A 25780-nucleotide genomic window follows, 5' to 3' on the forward strand; every position below is an offset into this window, starting at 1 on the left:
ATCAACCTGTGCCGGGAGAATAAAAATGACTCACTCCACCGAACAGCAACTGCGCCAAGAGCTCGCTGCCTGCTACCGACTGATCGCGCACTTTCGCATGAGCGACCTGATTTTCACCCATATCTCGGTGCGTATTCCCGGGCCCGAGCATCACTTTCTGATCAACCCCTACGGGCTGATGTTCGATGAAATCACGGCGTCCAACCTGGTGAAGATCGGCCTGGATGGGCGCGCGGTGCAAGCCTCGCCACACCCGGTGAACCCGGCGGGTTTTGTCATCCACAGTGCGATTCACGCTGCACGTGAAGATGCCCAGTGCGTGCTGCACACCCATACGCGTGCGGGTTGTGCGGTGGCGGCGTTGGCGTGCGGGTTGTTGCCGGTGAACCAGATTTCGATGGAGTTCTACGGCAAGGTTGCCTACCACGCTTACGAGGGGGTGGCCCTGGACATGGACGAACAAGCGCGGCTGGTCCGTGACCTGGGTGACAAGCCGGTGCTGATGCTGCGCAACCACGGTTTGCTGACGGTGGGCGAGACTGTCAGCCAGGCGTTCTTGCGCATGTATTACCTGGAAAAAGCCTGCGATATCCAGATTGCCGCCCAAGCCTGCGGCCCGTTGGTGCTGCCACCGGCCGAGGTGTGTACCTACACCGAGCAGCAATTCAACAACCCCGGGCGAGCCTTGGAGGAGGGCGAGTTGACGGACCCGGATGCCATGCACCTGGCGTGGGCGGCGCTGCTGCGGATGCTGGATCGGGTGTCGCCGGGGTTTCGCGACTGATGTAGAGTCGTGCAGCCGACTCAACCGAAGGAAACCGCCGCATGTCCCAGGAATCCCGTTTCTCCCGGATGGACCCGGAATTGCGCAAGGCCAACCTGGTCCAGGCGACGCTGACATGCCTCAAGCGCGATGGTTTCCAGGGCGCCTCGATCCGCAAGATCAGTGCCGAAGCCGGGGTGTCGGTGGGGCTGATCAGCCACCATTACTCCGGCAAGGATGAGCTGGTGGCCGAGGCTTATCGCACGATCACCGGCCAGGTCATGAGCCTGTTGCGCGAAACCATGGCCAAGGCGCCGCCCAATCCCCGTGAACGGTTGTCGGCGTTGTTCCGTGGTTCGTTCTCCCCTGAATTGCTCGACCCGCATCTGCTTGACGCCTGGCTGGTGTTCTGGGGGGCGGTGAAGACCGCGCCGGCGATCAACCTGGCCCACGAACATTCCTATGGCGAGTACCGCACCATCATGCGCTCGGCCTTGACCGACATGGCCAAGGAGGAAGGTTGGAAGCACTTCGACGCCGACCTCGCCGCCATTGGCCTGAGTGCCTTGCTCGACGGGCTGTGGCTGGAGTCGGGGCTCAACCCGGGCACCTTCACCCCGGAGCAGGGCATCCAGATTTGCGAAGCCTGGGTCGATGGCCTGCAAAGCGGTGGTCGCCAGCGGTACCAGCTCAAGCCCTGAGCCTTTCCTCGCCGCCTGAACGCAATGTTCAGGTCGGCATTTACCCTCTGAAAATATTTTCAGGTTGCTGATTGCCTCCTTACTGAACACTCGTTTAGTATCTCGCCATGTCGCACCCCTCAAGCCAATTAAAATAATTCGAGGAAGCCATGACTACCGATTCGCCCGTGCTCACTCATGTGCAAACCGGCGTTGCCTGGATCACGCTCAACCGTGGCCCCCAGCGCAATGCACTGGATATCCCGACCCTCAAGCACCTGCATACCCTGCTCGATGGCTTTGACGCCGACCCGGCCGTGCGTGTGGTGGTGTTGACCGCTAACGGTCGCAGCTTTTGCGCGGGAGCCGACCTGGCTGAATGGGCCGAAGCCCAAGCGCGTGGCGCCCTGGAAACCTACGGCTGGACCGAAACCGCCCACGCCCTGATGACCCGCCTGCATACCCTCGACAAACCAACCATCGCCGCCATCAACGGCACTGCCGTCGGTGCCGGCATGGACTTGACCTTGTGCTGCGACCTGCGTATCGCCGCCCAGTCCGCACGTTTCAAGGCCGGCTACACCCGCATGGCCTACTCCCCGGATGCGGGCGCCAGTTGGCACTTGCCGCGCTTGATCGGCAGCGAACAAGCCAAGCGCCTGCTGTTCCTTGACGAGTTGTGGAGTGCCGAGCGCGCATTGGCGGCCGGCCTGGTGGGGGAAGTGGTCGCCGATGAGCAACTCCAGGCGCACACCGCCGAGCTGGCGGCCCGCCTGGCCGCCGGCCCGACCTTCGCCTTCGCCCGGACCAAGGCCCTGATCCGTGACGGCGCCGCGCGCAGCCTGCCCGAGCAACTGCACGCCGAACTCGCCGCCGGCCTGTTGTGCGGGCGCAGTGCAGACGGCGCCGAAGCGCTGCGCGCGTCCGTGGAAAAGCGCCTCCCGATTTTCTCCGGCCAATAAAAACGACACACAGGTAGCGCCATGAATTTCCAACTCAGCCAAGAACAAGACATGTTGGTGGATGCGGTACGCAGTTTTGTTGCCAAGGAATTGCTGCCCCACGAAGAGGCCGTGGACCGTGCGGATGAAGTCGCTCCCGAGCTTGCCGCGCAGATTCGTGACAAGGCGATCGCGGCCGGTTTTTATGCGTTCAACATGCCCGAAGAGGTGGGCGGCGGTGGCCTTGATTACCTGTCCCAGGCGCTGATCGAACGAGAGCTTTCCAAGGTCTCGTGGGCGTTGCATGTGTTTGTCGCACGGCCCTCGAAAATCCTCATGGCCTGCACCGGCGCGCAAATTGGCGATTACTTGCTGCCCTGTGTTCAGGGCAAGAAAATCGACTGTTTTGCCCTGACCGAGCCAGGTGCCGGTTCCGATGCCAACGCGATCAAGACCCGCGCCGTGCGCCGTGGCGATGACTTTGTGATCAACGGCAGCAAGCACTTCATCAGCCATGCCGGGCACGCCGATTTTGCCATCGTGTTTGCTGTCACCGACACCTATGAACACAACGGTCGACAACGCAACGCCGTGACCGCTTTGCTGGTGGACCGTGGCACCCCAGGCATGACCATTCGCCGGGGCCCCAAGTGCGTCAGCAACCGTGGCTACCACACCTACGAAATGTTCTTCGACGACTGCCGCGTGCCGGCTTCTCAGGTGCTGGGGGAAGTGGGCAAAGGCTGGGAAGTGGCCAACGCCTGGCTCACCGCCGGCCGCGTGATGGTGGCCGCCAACTGCGTCGGCCAGGCCCAGCGCGCGCTGGAGGTATCGCTGCAATGGGCGGCGGACCGCAAGCAGTTCGGCCAGCCCATCGGTACTTATCAAGGCGTGAGTTTCAAGCTCGCCGACATGGCCACGCAGATTCGCGCCGCCGAACTGTTGACCCTGCACACCGCCTGGAAGATGGACCAGGGCAGCATGACCGACGGCGAGGCCGGCATGGCCAAGCTGTTTGCCAGTGAAACCCTGGGCAAGGTCGCCGATGAAGCCGTACAGATTTTTGGTGGCATGGGCTTGATGGATGAAGGGCCGGTGGAGCGCATCTGGCGCAACGCACGGATCGAGCGGATCTGGGAAGGCACCTCGGAGATCCAGCGCCATATCATCGCCCGTGAGCTGTTGCGGCCGTTGTTGCGCTGACCCGCGCGGAGAACGCTTATGTCCCAGGCTATTCGCGACAACCTCAAGCGCCTGCTGGCGCCGCGTCACTTGGCTTTCGTCGGCGGGCGCAGCATGGCGCGCGCCCTCAAGCGTTGCGCCGATGGTGGCTTTACCGGGCCGATGTGGCTGGTCAACCCGCAGCACGACTACCTCGATGGCATTCCTTGTGTACGCCGTATCGCTGATCTGCCGTGCGGCCCGGACGCGGTGTTTATCGCCACCAACCGCGAGCTCACACTGACCTGCGTCGCCGAACTCGCCGCCATCGGCTGCGGTGGCGCGATCTGTTACGCCTCGGGCTTTGCCGAAACCGGTGCCGCCGGTGCTGCGTTGCAGCAGCAACTGGTGCAAGCGGCGGGGGACATGGCCCTGCTCGGCCCCAACTGCTATGGCCTGTTGGACTACCTGCACAGCTCGGCATTGTGGCCGGTGGCCCATGGCGGCAAAGCGGTCGAGAAGGGCGTGGCAGTCCTGACCCAAAGCGGCAACTTTGCCTATAACCTGTCGATGAGCGACCGCTCGTTGCCGGTGGCTTATATGGCCTCGGTGGGTAATCAGGCGCAGTTGGGCATTGCCGAGTTGATGGAGGTGTTGCTCGATGAGCCGCGTGTCACCGCCATCGGCTTGCACCTGGAAGGCTTGAAGAATGTGCCCGGTTTTGCCCGCGCCGCACACAAGGCGCTGGAGAAGGGCATTCCGATTATTGCGTTGAAAACCGGTGTGTCGCAGATCGGCGCCGAGCTGGCGTTGAGTCATACCAGTTCGTTGTCCGGCTCGGATGCGCTGTACGACAGCCTGTTTGCCCGCCTGGGGGTGATCCGAGTCAGTGGGCCGGTGAGTTTTGTCGAGACCCTGAAAGCCGCGGCGTGCGGCAACCTGCCAGTGGGCAACCACCTGATAGCGCTGGCCTGCTCCGGTGGCGATGCAGGGCTGATTGCCGATTACGCTGAACGCAACCATCTGGCCTTGCCAAAACTGGACGAAGGCCAGCGCGGTGAGCTGGCGCAAGTGCTGCCCAGCTACGCCAACCTGGTCAACCCGCTGGACTTCACCACCGCCATCTGGGGCGACCGTGATGCGCTCACCCGCATGCTCGACACCGCCCTGCGCACCGATGCCGATGCGGCCATGCTGGTGCTTGATTATCCGGCGCAGTTTACCGGCGAACGCAAGGAGTGCGACCTGCTGCTGGAGCTGTTTTGCGCGGCGCTCCGCCGCCATGGCAAGACGGGTTTCGTCACCTCGGCGTTCCCCGAATTGCTGCCGGCTCACGCCCGAGAACACCTGCATGCGCAAGGCATTGCCGCGTTGCAAGGGGTGGAGGATGCACTCGCTGCCTGGGGGCGCATTGCCGATTACCAGAGCCATCGCCGTGTGTTGTTGGAGCGCGGCGAGTCGATCCTCGAACCCTTGTGCCCGCAAGCACTGGAAGGCCAAGGTCCGGTTCTGGATGAGTGGGCTTCAAAGCAGCGGTTACGCGCCTTCGGCTTGACCACGCCAACGGGTGTATTAACGACGCCGGAGCGGGCGATGGCGGATGCAGAGCGGTTGGGTTACCCACTGGTACTCAAGGCGGTCAGCGCTGATCTGCCGCATAAAACCGAAGCCGGTGCCGTGGTGCTGAATCTGCAAAACGGCGTCGCCCTGACGCACGCGTTGCAGCGGATGCGTGAACAAATCGCCGCGTATGCACCGGGCGTTATCGTCGATCAACTGCTCCTGGAGTCGATGGCCACACCGCCCCTGGCTGAGCTGATTGTCGGGATCAAGCGTGAGAACGGCTTCGGCCTGGCCTTGGTGATTGGCGCCGGCGGTATTTGGGTGGAGCTGCTCAAGGACAGCCGCAGCCTGCTGCTACCGACCACCGATGCTGCCATCCGCAATGCCGTGCTCAGCCTGCGCAGCGCTGCGCTGTTGCAAGGGTTTCGCGGGCGCGAAATGGCGGATATGGACGCCTTGGTGGCGGCCATTCGCGCGGTGGCCGACTACGCGTGTGCCAACGCCGAACAGTTGCTGGAACTGGATGTAAACCCATTGTTGGTCAATGCCCAGGGCGCTACGGCGGTCGATGCATTGATTCGTCTAGGAGATGAACATGCACGATAATACTCTGACCGGTGGCCAGGCCCTGGTGCGGTTGCTGGCCAACTATGGCGTCGACACGGTATTCGGCATTCCGGGCGTGCATACCCTGGAGCTGTATCGCGGCTTGCCCGGCAGCGGCATTCGCCACGTGCTGACCCGTCATGAACAGGGCGCCGGTTTTATGGCCGACGGTTATGCACGGGTCAGTGGCAAACCGGGCGTGTGCTTTGTGATCACCGGCCCCGGCGTCACCAATGCCGCAACCGCCATCGGCCAAGCCTATGCCGACTCGATCCCGATGCTGGTGATTTCCAGCGTCAACCACACCGCCAGTCTCGGCAAAGGCTGGGGCAGCCTGCATGAAACCCAGGACCAACGCGCGATCACGGCGCCCATCACGGCGTTTTCTGCGGTGGCGCTCAGCGCCGAAGATTTGCCGGAGCTGGTCGCGCGGGCTTACGCAGTGTTCGACAGCGAACGGCCACGCCCGGTGCATATCTCGGTGCCGCTGGATGTGTTGGCCGCGCCGATCAAGCGCGACTGGAGCAACGACGTCGTCCGCCGCCCGGGGCGCGGCCTGCCATCGGCCGAGGTGCTCGATCAGGCCGTGGCCAAACTGGTGGCGGCCAAACGGCCGATGATCATTGCCGGTGGGGGCGCGCTGGCGGCGGGCGCGGCATTGCAGCGCTTGAGCACGCGTTTGGCCGCGCCGTTTTTCACCAGTGTCGCAGGTAAGGGCTTGCTGCCGATCGATGCCCCGCTGAATGCCGGTGCCAGTCTGTGTGTCGAGCACGGCTGGCAACTGATCAGCGAGGCGGACGTGGTGTTGGCGGTCGGTACGGAAATGGCCGACACCGACTATTGGCGCGAGCGTTTACCGATCAAGGGCGAGCTGCTGCGAGTGGATATCGACCCGCGTAAATTCAATGATGTTTACCCCTGTGCCGTGGCGCTGCGGGGGGATGCGCAGCAGACGTTGCTGGCGTTGCTGGAGCGCCTGCCACCGGTGCCACGCGACGATGAGCGCGCCATGCAGGCAGTGGCGACCTTGCACCGGGCGATCGCGCAGGGGCATGGTCCATTGCAGAGCCTCCACCAAGCCATTCTTGCGCGCATCGCGGCCGAACTGCCTGCCAACGCCTTCATCAGCAGCGACATGACCCAACTGGCCTATACCGGCAACTACGCCTTCCCCAGCCGAGCGCCCCGGAGCTGGTTGCATCCCACGGGCTACGGCACCTTGGGCTACGGCCTGCCGGCGGGCATCGGCGCCAAGTTCGGCGCGCCGCAACGGCCGGGCCTGGTGCTGGTGGGCGACGGTGGCTTTCTTTATACCGCCCAGGAACTGGCGACCGCCGTCGAAGAACTGGACAGCCCGCTGGTGGTGTTGCTGTGGAACAACGATGCCCTGGGGCAGATCCGTGACGACATGCTGGAGCTGCACATCGAGCCCATTGGCGTGCTGCCGCGTAACCCGGATTTTGCACTGTTCGCCCAGGCGTTCGGCTGCACGGTGAACCAGCCGCAAAACCTGGATGAATTGCAGACGGACTTGCGCAATGCCTTCACACGCAATGGCGTGACGTTGATCGAGTTGAAACATGCCTGTGCCTGTTGACCTTTAGAGGAGCAAGACCATGAGCGAAAACAACAACAACATGACTCAAGCGATGCACCGACGGGACTTTCTCAAACACAGCGCCGTGGCCGGCGCGGTGGCGGCGGCGTTGTCCATGGGCCTGCCATTGCACGCCTTTGCCGAAGACGCCACGCCTAAACCTGGCGGCGTGCTGCGCCTGGGCCTGGCCGGAGGCAGCACCACCGATTCACGCGACCCGGGCTCCTGGGTCGACACCTTCACCTTCGTCGGCTTCTCGGCGGTGTACAACACGCTGACCGAAATTGCCGTGGATGGCAGCGCGATTCCCGAACTGGCCGAGCGTTTTGAGTCCACCCCGGATGCGCGAGTGTGGACCTTCCACCTGCGCCCCGGCGTGACCTTCCATAACGGCAAAAGCCTCACCGCCGAAGACGTGGTGGTGTCGATCAATCACCACCTGAGCAAGGACTCCACCTCGGCGGCCAAGACTGTACTCGGCGATGTGGCCAGTGTCAGCGCCAACGGCCGCGATGCGGTGGTGTTCGAGCTGCACTCGGGGAATGCGGATTTTGCCTATGTGGTTGCCGACTACCACTTGGTCATCATGCCCGCCAAGGACGGCGCGGCCGACTGGCAGGCCGGCGTGGGCACCAGCGGTTATCGCCTCAAAAGCTTCGAGCCCGGTGTGCGCATGGACCTGGAACGTAACCCCGACTACTGGAAACCGGGGCGCGCGCATTTCGCCAGCGCCGAACTGCTCGCCATCGCCGACGGGGCTGCACGGGTCAATGCGCTGGTGACCGGGCAGGTGGACGTGATCAATAAGGTCGACTTGAAAACCGTGGCCTTGCTCAAGCGCAATGCCAACCTGGTCATCGAAGAAACCAAGGGCGCCCAGCATTACACCTTCCCGATGCTGTGCGACAGCAACGAATTCAAGAACAACGACATCCGCATGGCCATGAAGCATGCAATCAACCGCGAAACCTTGCTCGCCTCGGTGCTGTACGGCTACGGCCTGGTGGGCAACGACCACCCGATCCAGCCCGGTAGCCGTTTTATCAATGCGGCGCTTACGCAACGCACCTACGATCCGGACAAATCACGCTTCTACCTGCGCAAGGCCGGTGTGGAATCGCTCAAGGTGCGGCTGCAAGCGTCTGACGCCGCCTACACCGGTGCGGTGGATGCCTCGGTGTTGTTCAAGGAACAGGCGCGCCAGGCCGGTATCGACATAGACGTGGTGCGCGAACCGGCCGATGGGTACTTCTCCAACGTGTGGATGAAGCAACCGTTCACCACCTCGTTCTGGTACAGCAGCCTGACCGCCGACCGTATGTTCAGTATCGGCTACGCCAAGGGCGCGGCCTGGAACGAAACCCACTGGGACAATGCCCGTTTCAACCAACTGCTGACCGCTGCCCGTGGCGAGATGAACACGCCGTTGCGCCAGGAGATGTACAACGAAATGCAGGCCCTGTGCCGGGACGATGGCGGGGCGATTGTGCCGCTGTTTGCCAGCTCTGTGGCGGCGCGTTCGAAGCGGGTCAATCATGGGCCCTTGACCGCACCTTATGGCGAGTTGGATGGGTTGCGCTTGATCGAACGGTGGTGGCAAGCCTGAGGAGCAGCGTTATGAATAGCTTGTTCAAGCTGATCCTTCAGCGCCTGGCCCTCGGCGTGCTGTCGTTGCTCGCCGTGTCGGTGATCATCTTCCTCGCCGTGGGCCTGTTGCCGGGCGATATCGCCCAGGCCATGCTTGGCCAGTCCGCCACGCCGGAGACGGTGGCGGCCTTTCGGGCGCAATTGGGGTTGGATTTGCCGCCGCTGACGCGCTTCGTGCACTGGCTGATGCGCCTGCTGCACGGCGACCTGGGCGCGTCGCTGGCCAATCAACGGCCCATCGCCGAGTTGATCGGTGCACGGTTGGGCAACACCCTGAGCCTGGCCGCCTTGGCGGCATGGGTCTCGGTGCCCACTGCATTGGTGCTGGGGATGCTGGCGGCGTTGTACCGCAACAGCTGGTTCGACCGCCTGCTCAATACCTCGGCATTGAGCGCGGTGTCGTTCCCCGAGTTCTTTGTCGCCTACCTGCTGATCCTGGTGTTCTCGGTGAAACTGGGCTGGTTTCCCAGCCTGTCCAACCTGGCCCCGGATGCGTCGTTCGCTACGATCCTGGAACGTTCGGTATTGCCGGTGGCCACGCTGAGCCTGGTGGTGGTGGCGCAGATGATGCGCATGACCCGTGCCTCGCTGATCAACCTGCTGGCCAGCCCTTATATCGAGATGGCGCGACTCAAGGGTATCAGCCCATCGCGGATTATCTGGCGGCACGCCTTGCCCAACGCCTTGGCGCCGATTATCAACGTGGTGGCGCTGAACCTGGCGTACCTGGTGGTGGGCGTGGTGGTGGTCGAAGTGGTGTTTGTGTACCCGGGGCTTGGCCAACTGCTGGTGGATTCGGTGTCCAAGCGCGACATCCCGGTGGTGCAGGCTTGCAGCCTGATCTTTGCCGCCACTTACATCCTGCTCAATACCGGGGCGGACGTGTTGTCCATCGCCAGTAACCCACGCCTGATGCATCCGAAGGGGTAGACCATGCGCCTGTTGACCCAATTGGCCCGGGCGCCGTTGAGCGCCCAGTTCGGCCTGCTGATCATTGTGTTGTACATCGGGGTGGCGGTATTTGCGCCGTTGCTGGCGCCCTATGGCGAAACCCAAGTGGTGGGCGAGGGCTTCGCGCCCTGGAGCGGCCAGTTCCTGCTGGGTACCGATAACCTGGGGCGCGACCTGTTCAGCCGCCTGGTGTACGGCGCGCGCAATACCCTGGGCATTGCGTTCCTGACCACCACACTGGCGTTTGTGCTGGGCGGTTTGAGCGGGCTGGTCGCGGCGATCAGAGGTGGCTGGATCGATCAGGGCTTGTCGCGGGTGGTGGATATTCTCATGGCCATCCCGCAGTTGATCTTCGCCCTGTTGATCCTCAGCGTGGTGGGCACCAACGCTACATCGCTGGTGCTGGTGATCGCGCTGCTGGATTCGACGCGGGTGTTTCGCCTGGCCCGTGCGGTGGCGATGACCGTGGTGGTGCAGGACTTTGTCGAAGCGGCACGGCTGCGTGGGGAAGGGCTTTGGTGGCTGGTGACGCGCGAAGTGCTGCCCAATGCCGCCGCGCCGCTGATTGCCGAGTTCGGCTTGCGCTTCTGCTTTGTGTTCCTGTTTATCAGCGCGCTGTCGTTCCTTGGCCTGGGCATTCAACCGCCGACCGCCGATTGGGGCAGCATGGTGCGTGACAACGCGGTGTTGATCACCTTCGGTGATATCAGCCCACTGCTGCCGGCCTTGGCGGTGGCGTTGATTACCGTCAGCGTGAATTTTGTCGTTGACTGGGTGCTGCATCAATCCAGCGGCCTGAAGGAGTGTTGAGGATGGACAAGCCCTTGCTGGAAATCCGCAACCTGCAGGTCGAGGGGCATTACGAAGGCGCCTGGCATTCGCTGATCAACGGCATCGACCTGACCTTGCAGCGTGGGGAAGTGCTGGGGTTGATTGGCGAGTCGGGGGCGGGCAAGTCGACGTTGGGCTTGGCCGCGATGGGGTATGCACGGGACGGTTGCCGGATTGTCGGCGGCTCGGTGAAGTTTGACGGCATTGAGTTGTTGCAGGCCAAGCCCGAGGCGCTGCGCAAATTGCGTGGCCTGCGCATCGCCTATGTCGCACAGAGTGCGGCAGCGTCGTTCAACCCGGCGCATCGCCTGATCGACCAACATGTGGAAAGCGCCGTGATCAATGGCGGCATCAGCCGTGCCCGCGCCGAGCGTGAAGCGGTGGCGCTGTACCGTGTGCTGCGCCTGCCCAACCCGCAGAGCATTGGCCAGCGCTATCCGCATCAAGTCTCCGGCGGGCAGTTGCAGCGGGTGATGACGGCGATGGCCATGGCGTGTCACCCGGACCTGATCATCTTCGACGAACCGACCACGGCCCTCGACGTGACCACACAGATCGAAGTGCTGGCGGCGATTCGTGACGCCGTGAAAACCTTCGGCAGCGCTGCGCTCTACATCAGCCATGACTTGGCGGTGGTGGCGCAGATGGCGGACCGCATCATGGTGCTGCGCCACGGCAAACGGGTGGAAGAAGCCGACACCCGCAGCATGCTCAGCCAGCCGCAACAGGACTACACCAAGTCCCTGTGGGCGGTACGCAGTTTTCGCACCGAGCCCAAGGCGTGCCCGGCCCAGGAAGTGCCGCTGCTGGAGCTGCGCCAAGTGTGCGCCAGTTATGGTCACCAACCCGTACTGCATGACGTGTCGATGACGCTGTATCGCGGCCAGACCTTGGCGGTCATCGGCGAGTCCGGCAGCGGCAAGAGTTCAACCGCGCGCTTGATCACCGGGCTGCTGCCGGCCACGGCGGGGCGGGTGCTGTATGACGGTGCGGCGCTGCCGGTGGATTTTCGCCGGCGCAGCAAGGAGCAATTGCGGCGCATCCAGATGATCTACCAGATCCCCGACACAGCGTTGAACCCGCGCCAACGTATCGTCGATATCATCGGCCGGCCGCTGACGTTTTACCTGGGCCTCAAGGGGAAAGCGATGCGCGCGCGGGTGGCGCAGTTGCTGGAGATGATCGAACTGGACCCCGCCACCTTCATGGAGCGCCAACCCCGCGAGTTGTCTGGTGGGCAGAAGCAACGTATCTGCATCGCTCGCGCCCTGGCGGCCGACCCGCAATTGATTATCTGCGACGAAGTCACTTCGGCCCTCGATCAACTGGTGGCCGAGGGCGTGCTGAAACTGCTCAACCGCATCCAGCAGCAACTCGGTGTGGCGTATCTGTTTATCACCCACGATGTCGCGACCGTACGTGCGATTGCCGATGAGGTGGTGGTGATGCAGCGCGGTCGCGTAGTCGACCAGGGTAGTCGCGGCGCGATCTTCACTGCGCCATACCAGGACTACACCGGCCTGCTGTTTTCATCGGAGCCGGAGATGGACCCGGACTGGCTCGACCATCTGCTGGCCCAACGGGCGGCGCACACCGTTTGAGGAACTCATATGAAGGTTTTGATTGTTCACGCCCATCCTGAGCCACAGTCGTTTACCGCCGCGTTGCGCGACCAGGCGGTGGCCACCTTGGAGGGCCAGGGGCATGAAGTGGCGGTCAGCGATTTGTATGCCATGCAGTGGAACCCGGTGGCGTCGGCCGCGGACTTCTCCACACGGGAGAATCCCGATTACCTGGTGTATGCCCTGGAGCAGCGCCTGGGGGTGAAAAAGCACTCGATCGCCGCGGATATCCAAGGCGAGCTGGATAAAGTGTTGTGGGCCGATCTGCTGATCCTCAACTTCCCGATTTTCTGGTTTTCGGCGCCTGCGATGCTCAAGGGCTGGATCGACCGGGTGCTGGTGTCGGGTGTGTGTTACGGCGGCAAGCGTTTCTACGATCAGGGCGGGCTGGCGGGCAAGCGTGCCTTGGTCACCGTGACCTTGGGCGGGCGCGAGCACATGTTCGGCGAGGGCGCGATTCACGGGCCATTGGAGGACATGCTACGGCCTATATTGCGGGGGACATTGGCGTATGTCGGGTATGACGTAGTGGCGCCGTTTGTGGCGTGGCATGTGCCGTACATCAGCACCGAGGCACGGCAGGAGTTCTTGACGGAATATCAGCAGCGGCTGCAAGGGCTGGCGGATGAGCAGCCTTTGGTGTTTCCGAAACTTGAGCAATTCGATGAGGCGCTGTACCCCTTAACTTGACCCCAATAACGATCAACTGTGGGAGGGAGCAAGCGCCTTCCCACATGTTGATCTTTACCCGTCAGTCGCCTTTGCGGTGTTCCCGCAACCGCTCGGCGGCACCGCGCAACAGGTGCTCTGTGCCTTCCCAGCCCAGGCAACCATCGGTCACCGACACGCCGTACTTCATCGACGCGCTTAACGGCTGGCAACCTTCGAACAGGTGGCTTTCGAGCATCATGCCGACCAGCGAGGTATCGCCCTGCAGGCGCTGTTCCAGCACATCGTTGAACACCGCCGGTTGGCGCAGCGGGTCCTTGCCGCTATTGGCATGGCTGCAATCGACCAGGATCCGCGCCGCGACCTTGGACTTGGCCAGGTCCTGCTTCACCTGCGCCACGCTTTGCACATCGTAGTTCGGCCCACGGTGGCCACCGCGCAGGACCAGGTGGGTGTCCGGGTTGCCCGAGGTCTGGATGATTGCCGGATGGCCCTGGCTGTCAACGCCGAAGTGGCGGTGCGGGTGTGATGCGGAGCGCATCGCATCGCAGGCAATTGCGACGTCGCCGTCGGTGCCGTTCTTGAAGCCCACGGGCATGCCCAGGCCGCTGGCCATTTCGCGGTGGATTTGCGATTCGGTGGTGCGCGCACCAATCGCGACCCAACTGAGCAGGTCGTCGAAGTAGCCAGCGGCCATGGGTTGCAGCAGCTCGGTGGCGATTGGCAGGCCCAGGCGCAGCATTTCACGCATGAGTTCGCGCGACAGCGTCAGGCCGGCGGCCATGTCATCGCTGCCATCCAGGTGCGGGTCGTAGGCCAGGCCTTTCCAGCCGATGGTGGTGCGGGGTTTTTCGACGTAGGCGCGGATCACCAGCAGCATCTGGTCGCTGACTTCAAGGGCCAGCTTCTTCAGGTTGCGCGCGTATTCCATGGCCGATTCCGGATCGTGGATCGAGCACGGGCCGACAATCACCAGCAGGCGTGAATCTTCACCCTTGAGGATGGCGCGCACAGCTTGGCGGTGGGCGTGGATTTGCTCGTTGAGGAACGGGCTGAGGGGCAATTGGTGCTTGAGCTCAAGGGCGCTGGGCAGGCGCTGGGTCAGGGCTTCGTTGGCACTGGTCAGGGCAGAGACGGGCAGAGCGGCGACGGAGGAGTTCATATTCAGGGCTTCCTGGGCAAGCGGCGGGTGATTCCCGCACGCTTGGCCTACTGGGGTGTTCGACAATTGGCCGTACTGGCTACGTGTGTTGGCTTGCCACCAATAGGTGACCGGTCGGAGGCGGCAGGCTGTCCCGAACGGAGCTTGCTAAATCGCCATGCAGTGCAAGTGTCGTAACGGTAATAGGTGGCGTAGTTCATGTCGTGAGTCCTTTTAGTGTTCGGTGTGAAGCAAAATGATTAGGGCCTGAAAAAACAAAACCCCCGGTCGGGGAGCCGACCGGGGGTTAGATTTCTCTGGTAGGCGACCCCTTGAGTAGTGGGCGCCGATTTCAGGTATCAGGCGCGCCAGTGGCTAAACCAATACCCAAAATAAAAGCTGACCGGTGCGCTCGAACCCTTTACACGGGTAGCCGATACCGAGCGCGGGGCGCTGGCAGCAGGGCAAACCTGAGTGTGGGTGAGTTGCAACATGGTAGCTCTCCAAATGATGGGGGGAGCTTACTCGAGGCACGCGGGTGGATTCAATCAGTAATTTCTATTGAGTGGGGGGACTTACGGCTATGGGGTGAGTGCCGATATGCTGATGACACTTTGACAATGAGTGCCTGGACGCGACCATGACTGCCTTGACGTTTGCTGTGGCTCAAACCTTTTCCATCGCAGGCGATGTGCCGGCCAATATCGAACGGCACCTGGCATTTATGCGGGTTGCGGCTGGGCACGGTGTGCAATTGCTGGTGTTTCCCGAGCTGTCATTAACTGGTTATGAGCCAGCGCTGGCAGCCGACCTGGCGGTTGCCCCTGAGGACAAGCTGCTGGCGCCCCTGCGTGACATGGCGCGCGAGCTACGCTTGACTGCGGTGGTCGGGATGCCGATCCGACGGTCGCCAGAAGCGGGCGTGTTGATTGGCGCGCTGGTGCTGGGAGGCGACGGCTCCCTGGCGGTCTACACCAAACAGCATCTGCACCCTGGCGAAGACGCTGTATTTACTGCGGGGCAGGGCGGGGCCCTGCTCGAATGGGGGGGTGATCGTATTGCGCTGGCGGTCTGCGCGGACTTCTGCCACCCCAGCCATCCGCGCCAGGCAGCGCAAGCGGGTGCCAATGTGTATGCCGCCGGTGTGTTGATCAGTGAAGGCGGCTATGCAACGGACAGCGCGTTACTCCAAGGCTATGCCGCCGAGCATGGCATGCTGGTGATGATGGCTAACCATGGTGGCCCCTCGGGAGGCTGGGCATGTGCCGGTCGCAGCGCTATCTGGGGGGCCGATGGCCGGGTGCTCGCCGCTGTGCCGGGTGACGGCGAGGCATTGGTTATCGCCCATCGCACTGACGGCGACTGGACTGCTGAAGCACTAGCCCTTTGAGTTAAAGGAGCGCGACGCCATGGCGTTTCATCTGCGCGCGGCAACCGATCAAGACCGTGCGTTCGCCCGAAGCCTGACCTACCAAGCGATGAACCGCTATTACCTGCAATATGGTTTGGTGTGGTCAAACGAGGGCTTCGACAGGGCCTGGGCCGGGCGCGAAAGCTGGCTGGTGTATCGCGACGAAACCCTGCTGGGTTTCATTAGCCTGAGCCGGGATAACCAGGCGCTTTATATCCGCGAGCTGCATATGCTTGAAGGGTGTCGCGGGCAAGGCGCGGGCAGTTGGGTGCTGGAGCAAATGGCACTCAAGGCGCAAGCCTTGGGCGTGTTGCGCTTGACGGTGTTCAAGAACAACCCCGCCAGAAGGCTCTATCAACGCATGGGGCTGAGCATCGTCGGTGAAGAAGACTGCTTCTGGCGCATGGAGCGTGTCTGTCCGTCCAGCTAAAAGATGCGCGGCGGGCCAATAAGCGCATACTGCCTTAGGAGATGACTTCCTGATCGCTGTTTTGGCCATCGGCTTCAGAAAGGATGATCCCTTCTTTCATGCCCAGAAGGACCGCTACCTTATGGGCTTCCCCACGCCGTCCCTTTTTGCGCCCAGCGAGCACTTGATAGGTGGTTGCCGGATCTACGCCATGTTCACGGGCGAACGCTTGGACCGACTTTCCCTGGTGTTCCAGCCATGCCTTGGCTTGTGCGGCAGTACGGATTCCGTGCATAGTTCAAAACCGTTCAAGTTTGTTTAACAAAGAGATGAGTGTGTCACCTCTTGGGGTGTGCCAAACAGGATCATACATCCAAATGAGTGGAATCGGTTTACGTTTGCGGCAAGAAAGAGAGCGACTGGGCCTGTCGCAAAAAGTGTTTGGTGAAATAGGAGGCGTCGAAGCTAACGCACAAGGCAAATACGAAAACGGAGGTCGAGCGCCCAAGGCCGACTATTTGTCTCGTGTGGCCGAGAAGGGAGTGGATATCCTGTATGTGTTGACTGGAAATGCCATGCCAATTCAGCTTGAGCATCTGAGCCAGATTGAAGAGAAAGTGCTGGGTGATTACCGGGCTATGTTCAAGGAAGACCAGGATGCAATCCGCCGCCTGACGTCGACGCTGGCCGAGCATTCCACTTCGCTCAATGGAAAAGCTAAGCCTCAACCGCAAGAATCCTGACCTTTGGCCCAGTAAATTGGGCCATCCGCAGCTTGGCGGACGAACGCTGTGTACCCAAACTCTATATATATGACGCTTGTCGCTAGGTCTGCACGTTGGTTTTTTGCTAAGGTGTTCAGCAACCTATAAGACCATATCGCGAGGTGTCTGCTTGATTAGGGTGCTAGTAGTCGATGACCATGATCTCGTTCGTACAGGCATTACACGAATGCTGGCTGACATCGACGGCCTGCAAGTAGTCGGCCAGGCTGAGTCGGGGGAGGAATCCCTGATCAAAGCCCGGGAGTTGAAACCCGATGTGGTTTTGATGGACGTCAAGATGCCTGGGATCGGCGGTCTTGGCGCCACTACCAAATTGTTGCGTAGCCACCCGGACATCAAAGTCGTGGTGGTGACGGTGTGCGAGGAGGACCCGTTTCCGACTCGCCTTTTGCAGGCCGGTGCCGCCGGCTATCTCACCAAAGGCGCGGGCCTGGCAGAGATGGTGCAAGCCATTCGCCTGGTGTTTGCCGGCCAGCGGTATATCAGCCCGCAGATTGCCCAGCAGTTGGCTATCAAGTCTTTCCAGCCCACCAGCGACTCACCGTTTGATGCGCTGTCGGAGCGGGAAATCCAGATCGCCTTGATGATTGTCGGCTGCCAGAAAGTGCAGTCGATCTCTGACAAGCTGTGCCTGTCGCCCAAAACCGTCAATACCTACCGCTATCGCATCTTCGAGAAGCTCGCCATCAGCAGTGATGTTGAATTGACCCTGCTCGCGGTGCGCCACGGCATGGTGGACGCCAGCGCCTGACATGACCACACCGTTTGATCCGAGTGCCTTTCTTTCAACCTGCAGTGGCCGCCCTGGCGTGTACCGCATGTTCGACAGCGAGGCACGCCTGCTTTATGTGGGCAAAGCCAAGAACCTTAAGAGCCGCTTGGCGAGCTACTTTCGCAAGACCGGCCTGGCACCGAAGACCGCCGCCCTGGTGGGGCGCATTGCCCAGGTCGAAACCACCATTACCGCCAATGAGACTGAAGCGCTGCTGCTTGAGCAGACGCTGATCAAGGAATGGCGGCCGCCCTACAACATCCTGCTGCGTGATGATAAATCCTACCCTTACGTGTATTTATCCGACGGTGATTTCCCACGGTTGAGCATTCACCGTGGAGCGAAGAAGCAGAAGGGCAAGTATTTCGGGCCTTACCCCAGTGCCGGTGCTATCCGTGAGAGCCTGAGCCTGCTGCAAAAGACCTTCTTCGTGCGCCAGTGCGAAGACAGCTTCTACAAGAACCGTACGCGGCCCTGCCTGCAATATCAGATCAAACGCTGCAAGGCGCCCTGTGTGGGGTTGGTTGAGCCGGCCGAGTATGCCGAGGACGTGCGGCATTCGGTGATGTTCCTTGAGGGGCGCAGCAACGCCCTGACCGATGAGCTGTCCGGCGCCATGGAGCAGGCCGCCAGCACCCTGGATTTCGAGCGTGCGGCCGAGTTGCGCGACCAGATCTCCTTGCTGCGCCGCGTCCAGGACCAGCAGAGCATGGAAGGGGGCACGGGCGACGTCGATGTAATCGCCGCTTTCGTCAACCCCGGCGGCGCCTGTGTGCACCTGATCAGCGTGCGTGGCGGGCGGGTGCTGGGCAGCAAGAACTTCTTCCCACAGACCGGCATCGATGAGGAAGTGGCTGAGGTCATGGCTGCGTTCCTGGGCCAATATTATGTCAGCAGCCCTGAACGCGACCTGCCGTCGGAACTGATCGTCAACGTGGTGCATGAAGACTTCCCGACCTTGATTGAGGCAATCCACGAGCTGCGTGGCCGCGAGTTGGACATCAGCCACCGCGTACGCGGCACCCGTGCGCGCTGGCAGCAATTGGCGGTGACCAACGCCGAACAGGCGCTGGGCGCACGCCTGGCCAATCGACAGCACGTCGCTGCGCGTTTTGACGCCTTGGCGCAAGTCCTCAACCTGGACGAGCCGCCCCAACGGCTGGAGTGCTACGACATCAGCCACTCCAGCGGCGAGGCAACCGTGGCCTCCTGCGTGGTGTTCGGGCCGGAAGGGCCGATCAAATCCGATTACCGGCGCTACAATATTGAAGGCGTCACCGCTGGCGATGACTACGCCGCCATGCATCAGGCCCTCATGCGGCGTTTCAGCAAGTTGAAGGACGGGGAGGGCAAGTTGCCCGATATCCTGCTGGTGGACGGCGGCAAGGGCCAGTTGTCCATGGCCCGTGACGTGCTCAACGAGCTGGCCGTGCCCGACCTGATCCTGCTCGGCGTGGCCAAGGGCGCTACGCGCAAGGCGGGTTTCGAAACGTTGTACTTGAATGATGCCGCCCATGAGTTCACTTTGAAGGGCGACTCACCCGCACTTCACCTGATTCAACAGATCCGTGACGAAGCCCACCGTTTTGCCATTACCGGGCACCGTGCCCGTCGCGGCAAAACCCGGCGAACCTCAACCCTGGAAGGGGTGGCAGGGGTCGGCCCGACACGGCGTCGCGACCTGCTTAAACATTTTGGTGGCTTGCAGGAGCTATCCCGTGCCAGCATTGACGAAATAGCCAAAGCACCCGGTATCAGTAAAAAGCTCGCTGAGCTGATTTATGCAAACCTGCACAGCGAATAGAATGCCTTCTCACCTCGTAGCCAGTTGTGCCGATGAATATCCCTAATCTGATCACCGTTCTACGCGTCCTGCTTATTCCGATTTTCATTCTGTTGTTTTATTTGCCGTACGAATGGAGCTATGCCGCATCCAGTTCGGTGTTCGCTTTTGCCGCTGCCACCGACTGGCTCGATGGTTACCTGGCACGCCGCCTGGAGCAAAGCACACCCTTCGGCGCGTTCCTGGACCCGGTGGCCGATAAACTCATGGTCGCTGTCGCCTTGGTCCTGCTGGTGCAGGAGCACGGCAACCTGTGGCTGACGTTACCGGCCGCCGTCATCATTGGCCGCGAAATCGTCGTCTCGGCCCTGCGCGAATGGATGGCCGAAATCGGTGCCCGCGCCCACGTCGCCGTTTCCAACATGGGCAAGTGGAAAACCGCGGCGCAGATGCTCGCACTGGTCATCCTGCTGGCCAACCCGTCGGACTTTTCCTTCTGGGTCCTTATTGGCTATGCCTTGCTGCTGATCGCCGCCGGCCTGACGTTGTGGTCCATGCTCCAATATTTGCGCGCTGCCTGGCCGCATCTGCGCACCACCGTTGAAAAGAAATAAAACTTTTTTGAATCAAGGGGTTGACGGGTTCTGAGATTTCTATAGAATGCGCATCACCAAGCGGGAATAGCTCAGTTGGTAGAGCACGACCTTGCCAAGGTCGGGGTCGCGAGTTCGAGTCTCGTTTCCCGCTCCAAGCATTAATGAAAAAGCCACTCTAACGAGTGGCTTTTTTTTGCCTGCGATTTAGGGAATAGACGCTTCGGCGTCTTTTTTCGTTTGTGCAAAAAATACAGGAATGAATCCAGGTCGCCATCGTCGTGCACCACGGGTGAGGGTGGAATATCGGGGGGGGGCCTCTCACTGCAGCAGTCGTAATGTTTCAAACAGTTCCCGGTCCTCCTTCTTAGCCGAGCGGGCATGACGCCGAATGACGTGCAGCAGGCAATCGGTGAAGCATTGCGCCGGATTGCTCAGTGCAACGTTTCGGCGTGTCACGATGCTCAACTGGCGCGGTTCGAACTGCTCAGTCAGGTGCAGGGAAACCAATCGACCGAGGAAGGGCGGGGCAATACTGACGATAGACGGCCCCCAGGTGCACATGTCGGCCCGCTCGACCATCATCTGCAGGATCGCCAGCGAGTGGGCACGGACGATGCGGTTTTCGTCGATCTGCGCACCGTGTTGCCAGAACAACTCCTGCATCAGGCCGTCGTGCCCGTCCGGGGCGTAGTTCAGCGTCCAGTTTTCCTCCAGCAGTTCATGGATCGAGCGCGCACCTTGTCGTGCGTGGCCTTGGCGGACCAGCACCGACGTCTGGTAATCGAGCAGTGTTTCGCAGGCAAACTCCTGGGTCGATTGCGCCGGGTGAAGCTGGCCGATTGCAAAGTCCATGCTGCCATCGCGCAGCAGCGGTTGGGCCACGGCCATCAGGCTTTCGAATAATTCCAGGCGGATGTGTGGCATGCGTTCGCGAAAAACCAGGACCACTTCGGGCAGGAACGTCAGGGCGATCCAGGGCGTGATCCCGACACAGAGCCGGCCCTGAGCTTTGCCCCGCAGGTGGTCGAGCTCAGCCTGCGCGTATTCCAGTTGTTTGATGACCAGTCGGGCGTGGGTCAACAGCACTTTGCCGTATTCGGTGAAGTTCAGGCCGCTGGCGTTTCGGGTGAACAGCGGGAGTTGCTGGCTGGTTTCCAGTTCCCGCAGCGCTTTGGTCACGGCGGCCTGGGAAATCCCCAGTGAACGGGCGGCGGCACGAATGCTGCCGGTTTCGGCGCTGGCAATCAGCGCTTGTAATTGATGCAGTTTCATCTGCTCGCCCTGGTGACAACTAAGGGTTGTCATCATAACCAAACTGCGTCTCCCCAGCCCAGAGCCCGTTCCCTAAGATCCATCCCAACCACCGCTCAGCTCTTGTCGAAGGGGAACAACAATGAATGCCGGCCATGTCCTGCCAGGTATTGCAGCGCTGCAAGATGAAATGATTGCGTTGCGCCACAGCTTTCACGCCCATCCCGAACTGGGGTTTGAAGAGTTCGCCACCAGCGAGCGCGTTGCCGCGTGTTTGGCCAGTTGGGGTTTCGAGGTCAGTACGGGGGTCGGCAAGACCGGTGTCGTGGGTACCCTGAAAAATGGAGAGGGCCGATCCATCGGCCTGCGTGCCGACATGGATGCACTGCCGATTCAGGAAACCACTGGCTTGCCCTATGCCAGCCGTGTCGACGGCGTCATGCATGCCTGTGGCCACGACGGCCATACGGCAACCCTGTTGGCTGCCGCCAGGCATCTGGCGCAGACCCGGGCTTTCAACGGCACGTTGCAGCTGATTTTCCAGCCGGCTGAAGAGGGGCTGGGCGGCGCGAGAAAAATGCTTGAAGACGGACTGCTTGAGCGCTTCCCGTGTGATGCGATCTTCGCCCTGCATAACGTGCCGGGCTACCCCGTTGGGCACCTGGGGTTCTACAGCGGGCCGTTCATGGCCTCTGCCGATACCGTGACGATCACCATCATCGGCACCGGTGGCCATGGTGCGGTGCCGCACAAAGCGGTCGACCCGGTGGTGGTGTGCTCCTCGATCGTGATTGCCCTGCAAAGCATCGTCTCGCGCAACGTCAACCCGCAGGATGTGGCGATTATCACCGTGGGCTCCATCCATGCCGGAAGTGCCTCGAATGTCATCCCCTCCAGTGCAAGCATGAGCTTGAGTGTACGGGCATTGACCCCCGAGATTCGCCAGTTGCTCGAAGTCAGGATTACCCAGCTGGTCAACGGTCAGGCCGCGAGTTTCGGGGCCCGGGCCGAGATCGACTATCAGCATTGTCATCCGGTGTTGATCAACCATCCTGGGGCCACCGCATTTGCCCGGGAAGTTGCCCACGAGTGGCTGGGCGAGGAGCACCTGATCACCAACCTGCGACCCTTCACCGCCAGTGAGGATTTTGCCTTCATCCTCGAAAAATGCCCCGGCAGCTACCTCGTGATCGGCAATGGCGATGGCGAAAGCGGCTGCCTGCTGCACAACCCCGGCTACGACTTCAATGATGCTTGCCTGCCAATTGGCGCGAGTTATTGGGTCAAACTGGTCGAAAGCTTTCTGCGTTGTTGAGAGGCAGAAGGGTCGAGCGCCGGTCTGTACAAATATCGTCTGCAGCCTGAAGAGGAATAATAAAAATGAACAAGATAATTGCGGCTGTTTCGTTGGTGTGCTTGACGGCATCGAGCCTGTCCGGCGCGGCCGACTGGTCCGGTAAAGTCTTGAAGCTGGGTGTCGACCCGACGTACCCGCCGCTGGAATACAAAAACCGAGACGGCACGCTGACCGGCTTCGGGGTCGACATCGCCGAGGCGCTGTGTGCCGAGCTCAAGGCCCGTTGTGTATGGGTTGAAAGCAGCTGGGACGGGATGATCCCCGCGCTGTTGGCGCGCAAGTTCGACGCGGTGGCGTCTTCGATGACCGTGACGCCAAAACGCCTGGAGACGATTGCGTTTACCGACAAAGTTTCCAACGCGCCGACGCGGCTGGTAGCCAAGCGCGGGTCGGGCCTGTTGCCGACCCTCGAGTCACTCAAGGGCAAGCGCATTGGCGTTGAGCAAGGCTCGACCCAGGAGGCGTATGCCAAAGCGCTCTGGGGCTCCAAGGGGGTGGACGTTCTGTCCTATCAGAACCAGGACCTGGTGTACGCCGATCTGGTGGTGGGGCGACTCGATGCCTCGCTGCAGGGAGCCATACAGGCCAGTTATGGCTTCCTGGGTACGCCGTCGGGCAAGGACTATGAGTTTGCCGGCGCGACCCTGGATGATCCGGGCTTTTTCGGTGTCGGTGACGGCATCGGCTTACGCAAGAGCGATGTCGAGTTACGCGAGGACCTGAACCAGGCACTGGCGACCATTCGGGCTAACGGCACTTATGCGCGGATCAACAAAAAGTACTTTGACTTCGACGTCTACGGCGCCCAATAACGCCGTGTTGCGACGATGAGCAGGGCGGTCGAACAGGCCGTTCTGCTTCAGCATCCCCTTCACCTCATCCTAATAAGAACAAGGAGAGTGAAATGTTTTTGGAAGGCTTTGGCCCGCAAATCCTGCTGGGCACCTTGGTCACGATCAAGCTGGCGCTGTGGTCGTTCTTGATCGCGGTCCTGGCAGGACTGATCGGTGCCAGTTCCAAGTTGTCCTCCTCCCGGCTGTTGCGGACGTTGGCTACCGGCTACACCACGGTGATCCGCAGCATGCCGGACCTGGTGCTCATGCTGTTGCTGTTTTTCAGCCTGCAGATGCTGCTCAACCGGCTGACTGACTGGCTGGGTGTCGGCCAGGTGGACATCGATCCCTTTCTGGCCGGTGTCGTGACCTTGTCCTTTATTTACGGGGCGTACTTTACCGAGACGTTTCGCGGTGCCTTCCAGGCCGTACCGGTGGGCCAGTTAGAAGCGGCGCGCGCCTACGGCATGAGCCGGGGGAAGACCTTTCGCAAGGTGCTGTTCCCGCAAATGCTGCGGCATGCGTTACCGGGTATTGGCAACAACTGGCAGGTGTTGATCAAGTCCACGGCGCTGGTGTCTATCATCGGCCTGACCGATGTGGTCAAGGCCACCCAGGACGCCGGGAAGGGCTCGATGCAGTTCTTTTACTTCACGCTGGTGGGTGGGCTGATTTACCTGGCCATCACCACCGTGTCCAACGGGGTGTTGTGGTGGCTTGAGCACCGTTACTCGGTGGGTGTTCGGAAGGCTGCGTTATGACCAGTATTTTAGACACCTATTGGCAGGCGTACCTGTGGCGTGACGGCGCTCAGTTTTCCGGGTTGGCGGTGACCTTGTGGTTGCTGATCCTGGCAGTGGTGAGCGGTTTCTTGTTGGCGGTGCCGTTGTCGGTTGCCCGCGTCAGCCGCAATCCGCTGCTGCGTTTACCTGTGTGGTGCTACACCTACGTATTTCGCGGTACCCCGTTGTACATCCAGCTGCTGTTCTTTTACACCGGGGTCTACAGCCTGCAGGTGGTTCGGTCCCAGGACTTTCTCAACGCCTTTTTTCGTGACGGCTTCAACTGTACGGTATTGGCGTTCGGGCTCAACACCTGTGCCTATATGACCGAGATTTTTGCCGGCTCGATCAGGGCCACGCCCTACGGCGATATCGAGGCCGCCCGTGCCTATGGGATGAGCCGGTTCAATCTTTATCGGCGGATCATCCTGCCGTCGGCACTACGCCGGGCCCTGCCGTTTTTCAGCAATGAAGTGATTCTGATGCTGCATTCCACCTCGGTGGCGTTTGCCGCCACGGTCCCTGACTTATTGAAGGTTGCCCGAGACGTCAACTCGGCGACCTACGCCTCGTTCACCGCGTTTGGCATTGCCGGTGTGCTGTATGCCGCCAGCGCGTATTGCCTGATCTGGCTGTTCCGGCGCGGCGAACTACGTTGGCTGGGCTACCTCACCCCTCGCACGCACTGACCTATCGGACTTGCTCGAATGTATAAATTGATCGTTGAAGATATTCATAAAAGCTACGGCAGCCACGAAGTGCTCAAGGGTGTTTCGCTCAAGGCCAAGGCCGGTGATGTGATCTGCCTGATCGGCTCCTCAGGGTCCGGGAAAAGTACTTTCTTGCGCTGCATCAATCATTTGGAACAACCCTCGGCGGGGCGGATTATCGTCTCTTCGCAAGAGCTGCTCACCCGCAAAAATTCACAGGGCGACTTGTGTGCGGTGGATCCCAGGCAATTGCAGGTGGTACGCAGCCAATTGTCGATGGTGTTTCAGCACTTCAATCTGTGGAACCACATGACGGTGCTGGAAAACCTCATCGAATGCCCGATGAGCGTGCTGGGCCTGAGTCGCTCGCAAGCGTTGGAGCGTGCGCGCCATTATCTCGCCAAGGTTAACTTGCCTACACAGGTCGAGGCCCGGTATCCGGTTCATCTGTCCGGCGGCCAGCAACAGCGCGTTGCTATTGCCCGTGCGCTGGCCATGGAGCCCCAGGTGATGTTGTTCGATGAACCCACCTCTGCCCTCGATCCCGAACTGGTGGGCGAGGTCCTCAAGGTGATGCAGCAGCTTGCCGAAGAGGGGCGCACGATGGTGGTTGTCACCCATGAAATGGCCTTTGCCCGGCAGGTGTCGAACCACGTTATGTTTTTGCATCAGGGCCGCGTGGAAGAGCAGGGGCCACCGGGCGTGGTACTGGAACAGCCCCGCAGCGAGCGATTGCAGCAGTTTTTGGCCAGGGGGATTCAGTAGATACCGTTGGCAGCGGGTTTTACCTTTGCCTACGGTGGCATTGGCAAAAACCCGATAGGCGCATTTTTTCTGATGCAACCCTGGCGTGATCCGGTGGAGGTGAGGTCCGCCGCCTGATTAGTGGCATAATGCCTGCTTTCTGTTTCAGCGGATG

25 protein-coding genes and 1 tRNA gene are annotated in these 25780 nt (G+C 61.1%); 23 read left to right on the forward strand and 3 right to left on the reverse strand.

Annotation, left to right across the window (positions count from 1 at the left end; translation table 11 throughout):
- Positions 1-25: 25 nt before the first annotated feature.
- From M5B43_RS22075 to M5B43_RS22125, 11 genes are all read left to right on the forward strand, one after another.
- Positions 26-784 (forward strand): class II aldolase/adducin family protein, encoded by a 759-nt coding sequence (locus tag M5B43_RS22075; protein ID WP_248752067.1) that lies wholly within the window; start codon positions 26-28, stop codon positions 782-784.
- A gap of 41 nt (positions 785-825) precedes the next feature.
- Complete coding sequence (locus M5B43_RS22080; RefSeq protein ID WP_248752068.1) at positions 826-1464, forward strand: TetR family transcriptional regulator C-terminal domain-containing protein; 639 nt, start codon at positions 826-828, stop codon at positions 1462-1464.
- 149 nt (positions 1465-1613) lie between these two features.
- Positions 1614-2405 (forward strand): enoyl-CoA hydratase-related protein, encoded by a 792-nt coding sequence (locus M5B43_RS22085; protein ID WP_248752069.1) that lies wholly within the window; start codon positions 1614-1616, stop codon positions 2403-2405.
- A 21-nt stretch (positions 2406-2426) separates the two neighbouring features.
- Positions 2427-3587 carry an acyl-CoA dehydrogenase family protein gene (locus tag M5B43_RS22090; protein ID WP_248752070.1) on the forward strand — a complete coding sequence of 387 codons (1161 nt, stop codon included), beginning with the start codon at positions 2427-2429 and terminating at the stop codon, positions 3585-3587.
- 18 nt (positions 3588-3605) lie between these two features.
- The gene (locus M5B43_RS22095; RefSeq protein WP_248752071.1) at positions 3606-5714 is read left to right on the forward strand and encodes an acetate--CoA ligase family protein; all 2109 of its coding nucleotides are present in this window, start codon (positions 3606-3608) and stop codon (positions 5712-5714) included.
- Complete coding sequence (locus M5B43_RS22100) at positions 5704-7311, forward strand: 5-guanidino-2-oxopentanoate decarboxylase (RefSeq protein WP_248752072.1); 1608 nt, start codon at positions 5704-5706, stop codon at positions 7309-7311. The genes M5B43_RS22095 and M5B43_RS22100 overlap by 11 nt, the downstream gene beginning before the upstream one ends.
- 19 nt (positions 7312-7330) lie before the next feature.
- Positions 7331-8917: an ABC transporter substrate-binding protein gene (locus M5B43_RS22105; protein WP_248752073.1), complete on the forward strand. Its 1587-nt coding sequence runs from the start codon at positions 7331-7333 to the stop codon at positions 8915-8917.
- A gap of 11 nt (positions 8918-8928) precedes the next feature.
- Positions 8929-9888: an ABC transporter permease gene (locus tag M5B43_RS22110; RefSeq protein ID WP_248752074.1), complete on the forward strand. Its 960-nt coding sequence runs from the start codon at positions 8929-8931 to the stop codon at positions 9886-9888.
- Positions 9889-9891: 3 nt separating this feature from the next.
- Positions 9892-10719: an ABC transporter permease gene (locus M5B43_RS22115; RefSeq protein ID WP_248752075.1), complete on the forward strand. Its 828-nt coding sequence runs from the start codon at positions 9892-9894 to the stop codon at positions 10717-10719.
- 2 nt (positions 10720-10721) lie between these two features.
- Complete coding sequence (locus tag M5B43_RS22120; protein ID WP_248752076.1) at positions 10722-12341, forward strand: ABC transporter ATP-binding protein; 1620 nt, start codon at positions 10722-10724, stop codon at positions 12339-12341.
- Positions 12342-12350: 9 nt separating this feature from the next.
- The gene (locus M5B43_RS22125) at positions 12351-13052 is read left to right on the forward strand and encodes an NAD(P)H-dependent oxidoreductase (protein WP_248752077.1); all 702 of its coding nucleotides are present in this window, start codon (positions 12351-12353) and stop codon (positions 13050-13052) included.
- 61 nt (positions 13053-13113) lie between these two features.
- On the opposite strand, the gene M5B43_RS22130 is transcribed toward M5B43_RS22125, so the two are convergent.
- A complete protein-coding gene (locus M5B43_RS22130) occupies positions 13114-14193 on the reverse strand; it encodes a 3-deoxy-7-phosphoheptulonate synthase (protein WP_248752078.1) in 1080 nt (359 codons plus the stop codon).
- A 619-nt stretch (positions 14194-14812) separates the two neighbouring features.
- Here M5B43_RS22130 and M5B43_RS22135 point away from each other — a divergent pair.
- Positions 14813-15562, forward strand: coding sequence for a carbon-nitrogen hydrolase family protein (locus M5B43_RS22135; protein ID WP_248752079.1), 750 nt, complete (start codon positions 14813-14815; stop codon positions 15560-15562).
- A 19-nt stretch (positions 15563-15581) separates the two neighbouring features.
- Positions 15582-16013 carry a GNAT family N-acetyltransferase gene (locus M5B43_RS22140; RefSeq protein WP_248752080.1) on the forward strand — a complete coding sequence of 144 codons (432 nt, stop codon included), beginning with the start codon at positions 15582-15584 and terminating at the stop codon, positions 16011-16013.
- Between the two features lie 34 nt (positions 16014-16047).
- On the opposite strand, the gene M5B43_RS22145 is transcribed toward M5B43_RS22140, so the two are convergent.
- Positions 16048-16287, reverse strand: coding sequence for a DNA-binding protein (locus M5B43_RS22145; protein ID WP_248752081.1), 240 nt, complete (start codon positions 16285-16287; stop codon positions 16048-16050).
- A gap of 82 nt (positions 16288-16369) precedes the next feature.
- Between M5B43_RS22145 and M5B43_RS22150 the strand changes: the two genes are divergently transcribed.
- The 5 genes from M5B43_RS22150 (at position 16370) to M5B43_RS22170 (ending at position 20082) form a co-directional block, all read left to right on the forward strand.
- Entirely contained in the window at positions 16370-16735 is a 366-nt protein-coding gene (locus M5B43_RS22150) for a helix-turn-helix transcriptional regulator (protein WP_248752082.1), read from the forward strand.
- A gap of 151 nt (positions 16736-16886) precedes the next feature.
- Positions 16887-17528: a UvrY/SirA/GacA family response regulator transcription factor gene (gene uvrY / locus M5B43_RS22155; protein ID WP_017530522.1), complete on the forward strand. Its 642-nt coding sequence runs from the start codon at positions 16887-16889 to the stop codon at positions 17526-17528.
- Position 17529: 1 nt separating this feature from the next.
- A complete protein-coding gene (gene uvrC, locus M5B43_RS22160; RefSeq protein WP_248752083.1) occupies positions 17530-19353 on the forward strand; it encodes an excinuclease ABC subunit UvrC in 1824 nt (607 codons plus the stop codon).
- Positions 19354-19385: 32 nt separating this feature from the next.
- Complete coding sequence (pgsA, locus tag M5B43_RS22165) at positions 19386-19946, forward strand: CDP-diacylglycerol--glycerol-3-phosphate 3-phosphatidyltransferase (RefSeq protein WP_071484763.1); 561 nt, start codon at positions 19386-19388, stop codon at positions 19944-19946.
- A 60-nt stretch (positions 19947-20006) separates the two neighbouring features.
- Positions 20007-20082, forward strand: a tRNA-Gly gene (locus M5B43_RS22170).
- Between the two features lie 164 nt (positions 20083-20246).
- Here the strand turns inward: M5B43_RS22170 and M5B43_RS22175 are convergent.
- The gene (locus M5B43_RS22175) at positions 20247-21236 is read right to left on the reverse strand and encodes a LysR substrate-binding domain-containing protein (RefSeq protein WP_248752084.1); all 990 of its coding nucleotides are present in this window, start codon (positions 21234-21236) and stop codon (positions 20247-20249) included.
- 85 nt (positions 21237-21321) lie between these two features.
- Between M5B43_RS22175 and M5B43_RS22180 the strand changes: the two genes are divergently transcribed.
- The 5 genes from M5B43_RS22180 (at position 21322) to M5B43_RS22200 (ending at position 25626) form a co-directional block, all read left to right on the forward strand.
- Complete coding sequence (locus M5B43_RS22180; protein WP_248752085.1) at positions 21322-22494, forward strand: M20 aminoacylase family protein; 1173 nt, start codon at positions 21322-21324, stop codon at positions 22492-22494.
- A 65-nt stretch (positions 22495-22559) separates the two neighbouring features.
- On the forward strand, positions 22560-23348 hold the full coding sequence (locus M5B43_RS22185) for an ABC transporter substrate-binding protein (RefSeq protein ID WP_248752086.1): 789 nt from the start codon (positions 22560-22562) through the stop codon (positions 23346-23348).
- 92 nt (positions 23349-23440) lie between these two features.
- Complete coding sequence (gene hisQ / locus M5B43_RS22190; protein WP_248752087.1) at positions 23441-24130, forward strand: histidine ABC transporter permease HisQ; 690 nt, start codon at positions 23441-23443, stop codon at positions 24128-24130.
- Positions 24127-24840 (forward strand): ABC transporter permease, encoded by a 714-nt coding sequence (locus M5B43_RS22195; RefSeq protein WP_248752088.1) that lies wholly within the window; start codon positions 24127-24129, stop codon positions 24838-24840. Before hisQ ends, M5B43_RS22195 begins: the two co-directional genes overlap by 4 nt.
- 18 nt (positions 24841-24858) lie before the next feature.
- Positions 24859-25626, forward strand: coding sequence for an ATP-binding cassette domain-containing protein (locus M5B43_RS22200; protein WP_248752089.1), 768 nt, complete (start codon positions 24859-24861; stop codon positions 25624-25626).
- The last annotated feature ends 154 nt before the right edge of the window (positions 25627-25780 follow it).

This window comes from Pseudomonas sp. MWU15-20650, from assembly GCF_023242475.1.
Lineage (GTDB): Bacteria > Pseudomonadota > Gammaproteobacteria > Pseudomonadales > Pseudomonadaceae > Aquipseudomonas.

Coding starts and splice junctions, on each gene's coding strand:
- M5B43_RS22075 (WP_248752067.1), top strand. CDS start 26: ATGACTCACTCCACCGAACAGCAACTGCGCCAAGAGCTCGCTGCCTGC.
- M5B43_RS22080 (WP_248752068.1), top strand. CDS start 826: ATGTCCCAGGAATCCCGTTTCTCCCGGATGGACCCGGAATTGCGCAAG.
- M5B43_RS22085 (WP_248752069.1), top strand. CDS start 1,614: ATGACTACCGATTCGCCCGTGCTCACTCATGTGCAAACCGGCGTTGCC.
- M5B43_RS22090 (WP_248752070.1), top strand. CDS start 2,427: ATGAATTTCCAACTCAGCCAAGAACAAGACATGTTGGTGGATGCGGTA.
- M5B43_RS22095 (WP_248752071.1), top strand. CDS start 3,606: ATGTCCCAGGCTATTCGCGACAACCTCAAGCGCCTGCTGGCGCCGCGT.
- M5B43_RS22100 (WP_248752072.1), top strand. CDS start 5,704: ATGCACGATAATACTCTGACCGGTGGCCAGGCCCTGGTGCGGTTGCTG.
- M5B43_RS22105 (WP_248752073.1), top strand. CDS start 7,331: ATGAGCGAAAACAACAACAACATGACTCAAGCGATGCACCGACGGGAC.
- M5B43_RS22110 (WP_248752074.1), top strand. CDS start 8,929: ATGAATAGCTTGTTCAAGCTGATCCTTCAGCGCCTGGCCCTCGGCGTG.
- M5B43_RS22115 (WP_248752075.1), top strand. CDS start 9,892: ATGCGCCTGTTGACCCAATTGGCCCGGGCGCCGTTGAGCGCCCAGTTC.
- M5B43_RS22120 (WP_248752076.1), top strand. CDS start 10,722: ATGGACAAGCCCTTGCTGGAAATCCGCAACCTGCAGGTCGAGGGGCAT.
- M5B43_RS22125 (WP_248752077.1), top strand. CDS start 12,351: ATGAAGGTTTTGATTGTTCACGCCCATCCTGAGCCACAGTCGTTTACC.
- M5B43_RS22130 (WP_248752078.1), bottom strand. CDS start 14,193: ATGAACTCCTCCGTCGCCGCTCTGCCCGTCTCTGCCCTGACCAGTGCC.
- M5B43_RS22135 (WP_248752079.1), top strand. CDS start 14,813: ATGACTGCCTTGACGTTTGCTGTGGCTCAAACCTTTTCCATCGCAGGC.
- M5B43_RS22140 (WP_248752080.1), top strand. CDS start 15,582: ATGGCGTTTCATCTGCGCGCGGCAACCGATCAAGACCGTGCGTTCGCC.
- M5B43_RS22145 (WP_248752081.1), bottom strand. CDS start 16,287: ATGCACGGAATCCGTACTGCCGCACAAGCCAAGGCATGGCTGGAACAC.
- M5B43_RS22150 (WP_248752082.1), top strand. CDS start 16,370: ATGAGTGGAATCGGTTTACGTTTGCGGCAAGAAAGAGAGCGACTGGGC.
- uvrC (WP_248752083.1), top strand. CDS start 17,530: ATGACCACACCGTTTGATCCGAGTGCCTTTCTTTCAACCTGCAGTGGC.
- pgsA (WP_071484763.1), top strand. CDS start 19,386: ATGAATATCCCTAATCTGATCACCGTTCTACGCGTCCTGCTTATTCCG.
- M5B43_RS22175 (WP_248752084.1), bottom strand. CDS start 21,236: ATGATGACAACCCTTAGTTGTCACCAGGGCGAGCAGATGAAACTGCAT.
- M5B43_RS22180 (WP_248752085.1), top strand. CDS start 21,322: ATGAATGCCGGCCATGTCCTGCCAGGTATTGCAGCGCTGCAAGATGAA.
- M5B43_RS22185 (WP_248752086.1), top strand. CDS start 22,560: ATGAACAAGATAATTGCGGCTGTTTCGTTGGTGTGCTTGACGGCATCG.
- hisQ (WP_248752087.1), top strand. CDS start 23,441: ATGTTTTTGGAAGGCTTTGGCCCGCAAATCCTGCTGGGCACCTTGGTC.
- M5B43_RS22195 (WP_248752088.1), top strand. CDS start 24,127: ATGACCAGTATTTTAGACACCTATTGGCAGGCGTACCTGTGGCGTGAC.
- M5B43_RS22200 (WP_248752089.1), top strand. CDS start 24,859: ATGTATAAATTGATCGTTGAAGATATTCATAAAAGCTACGGCAGCCAC.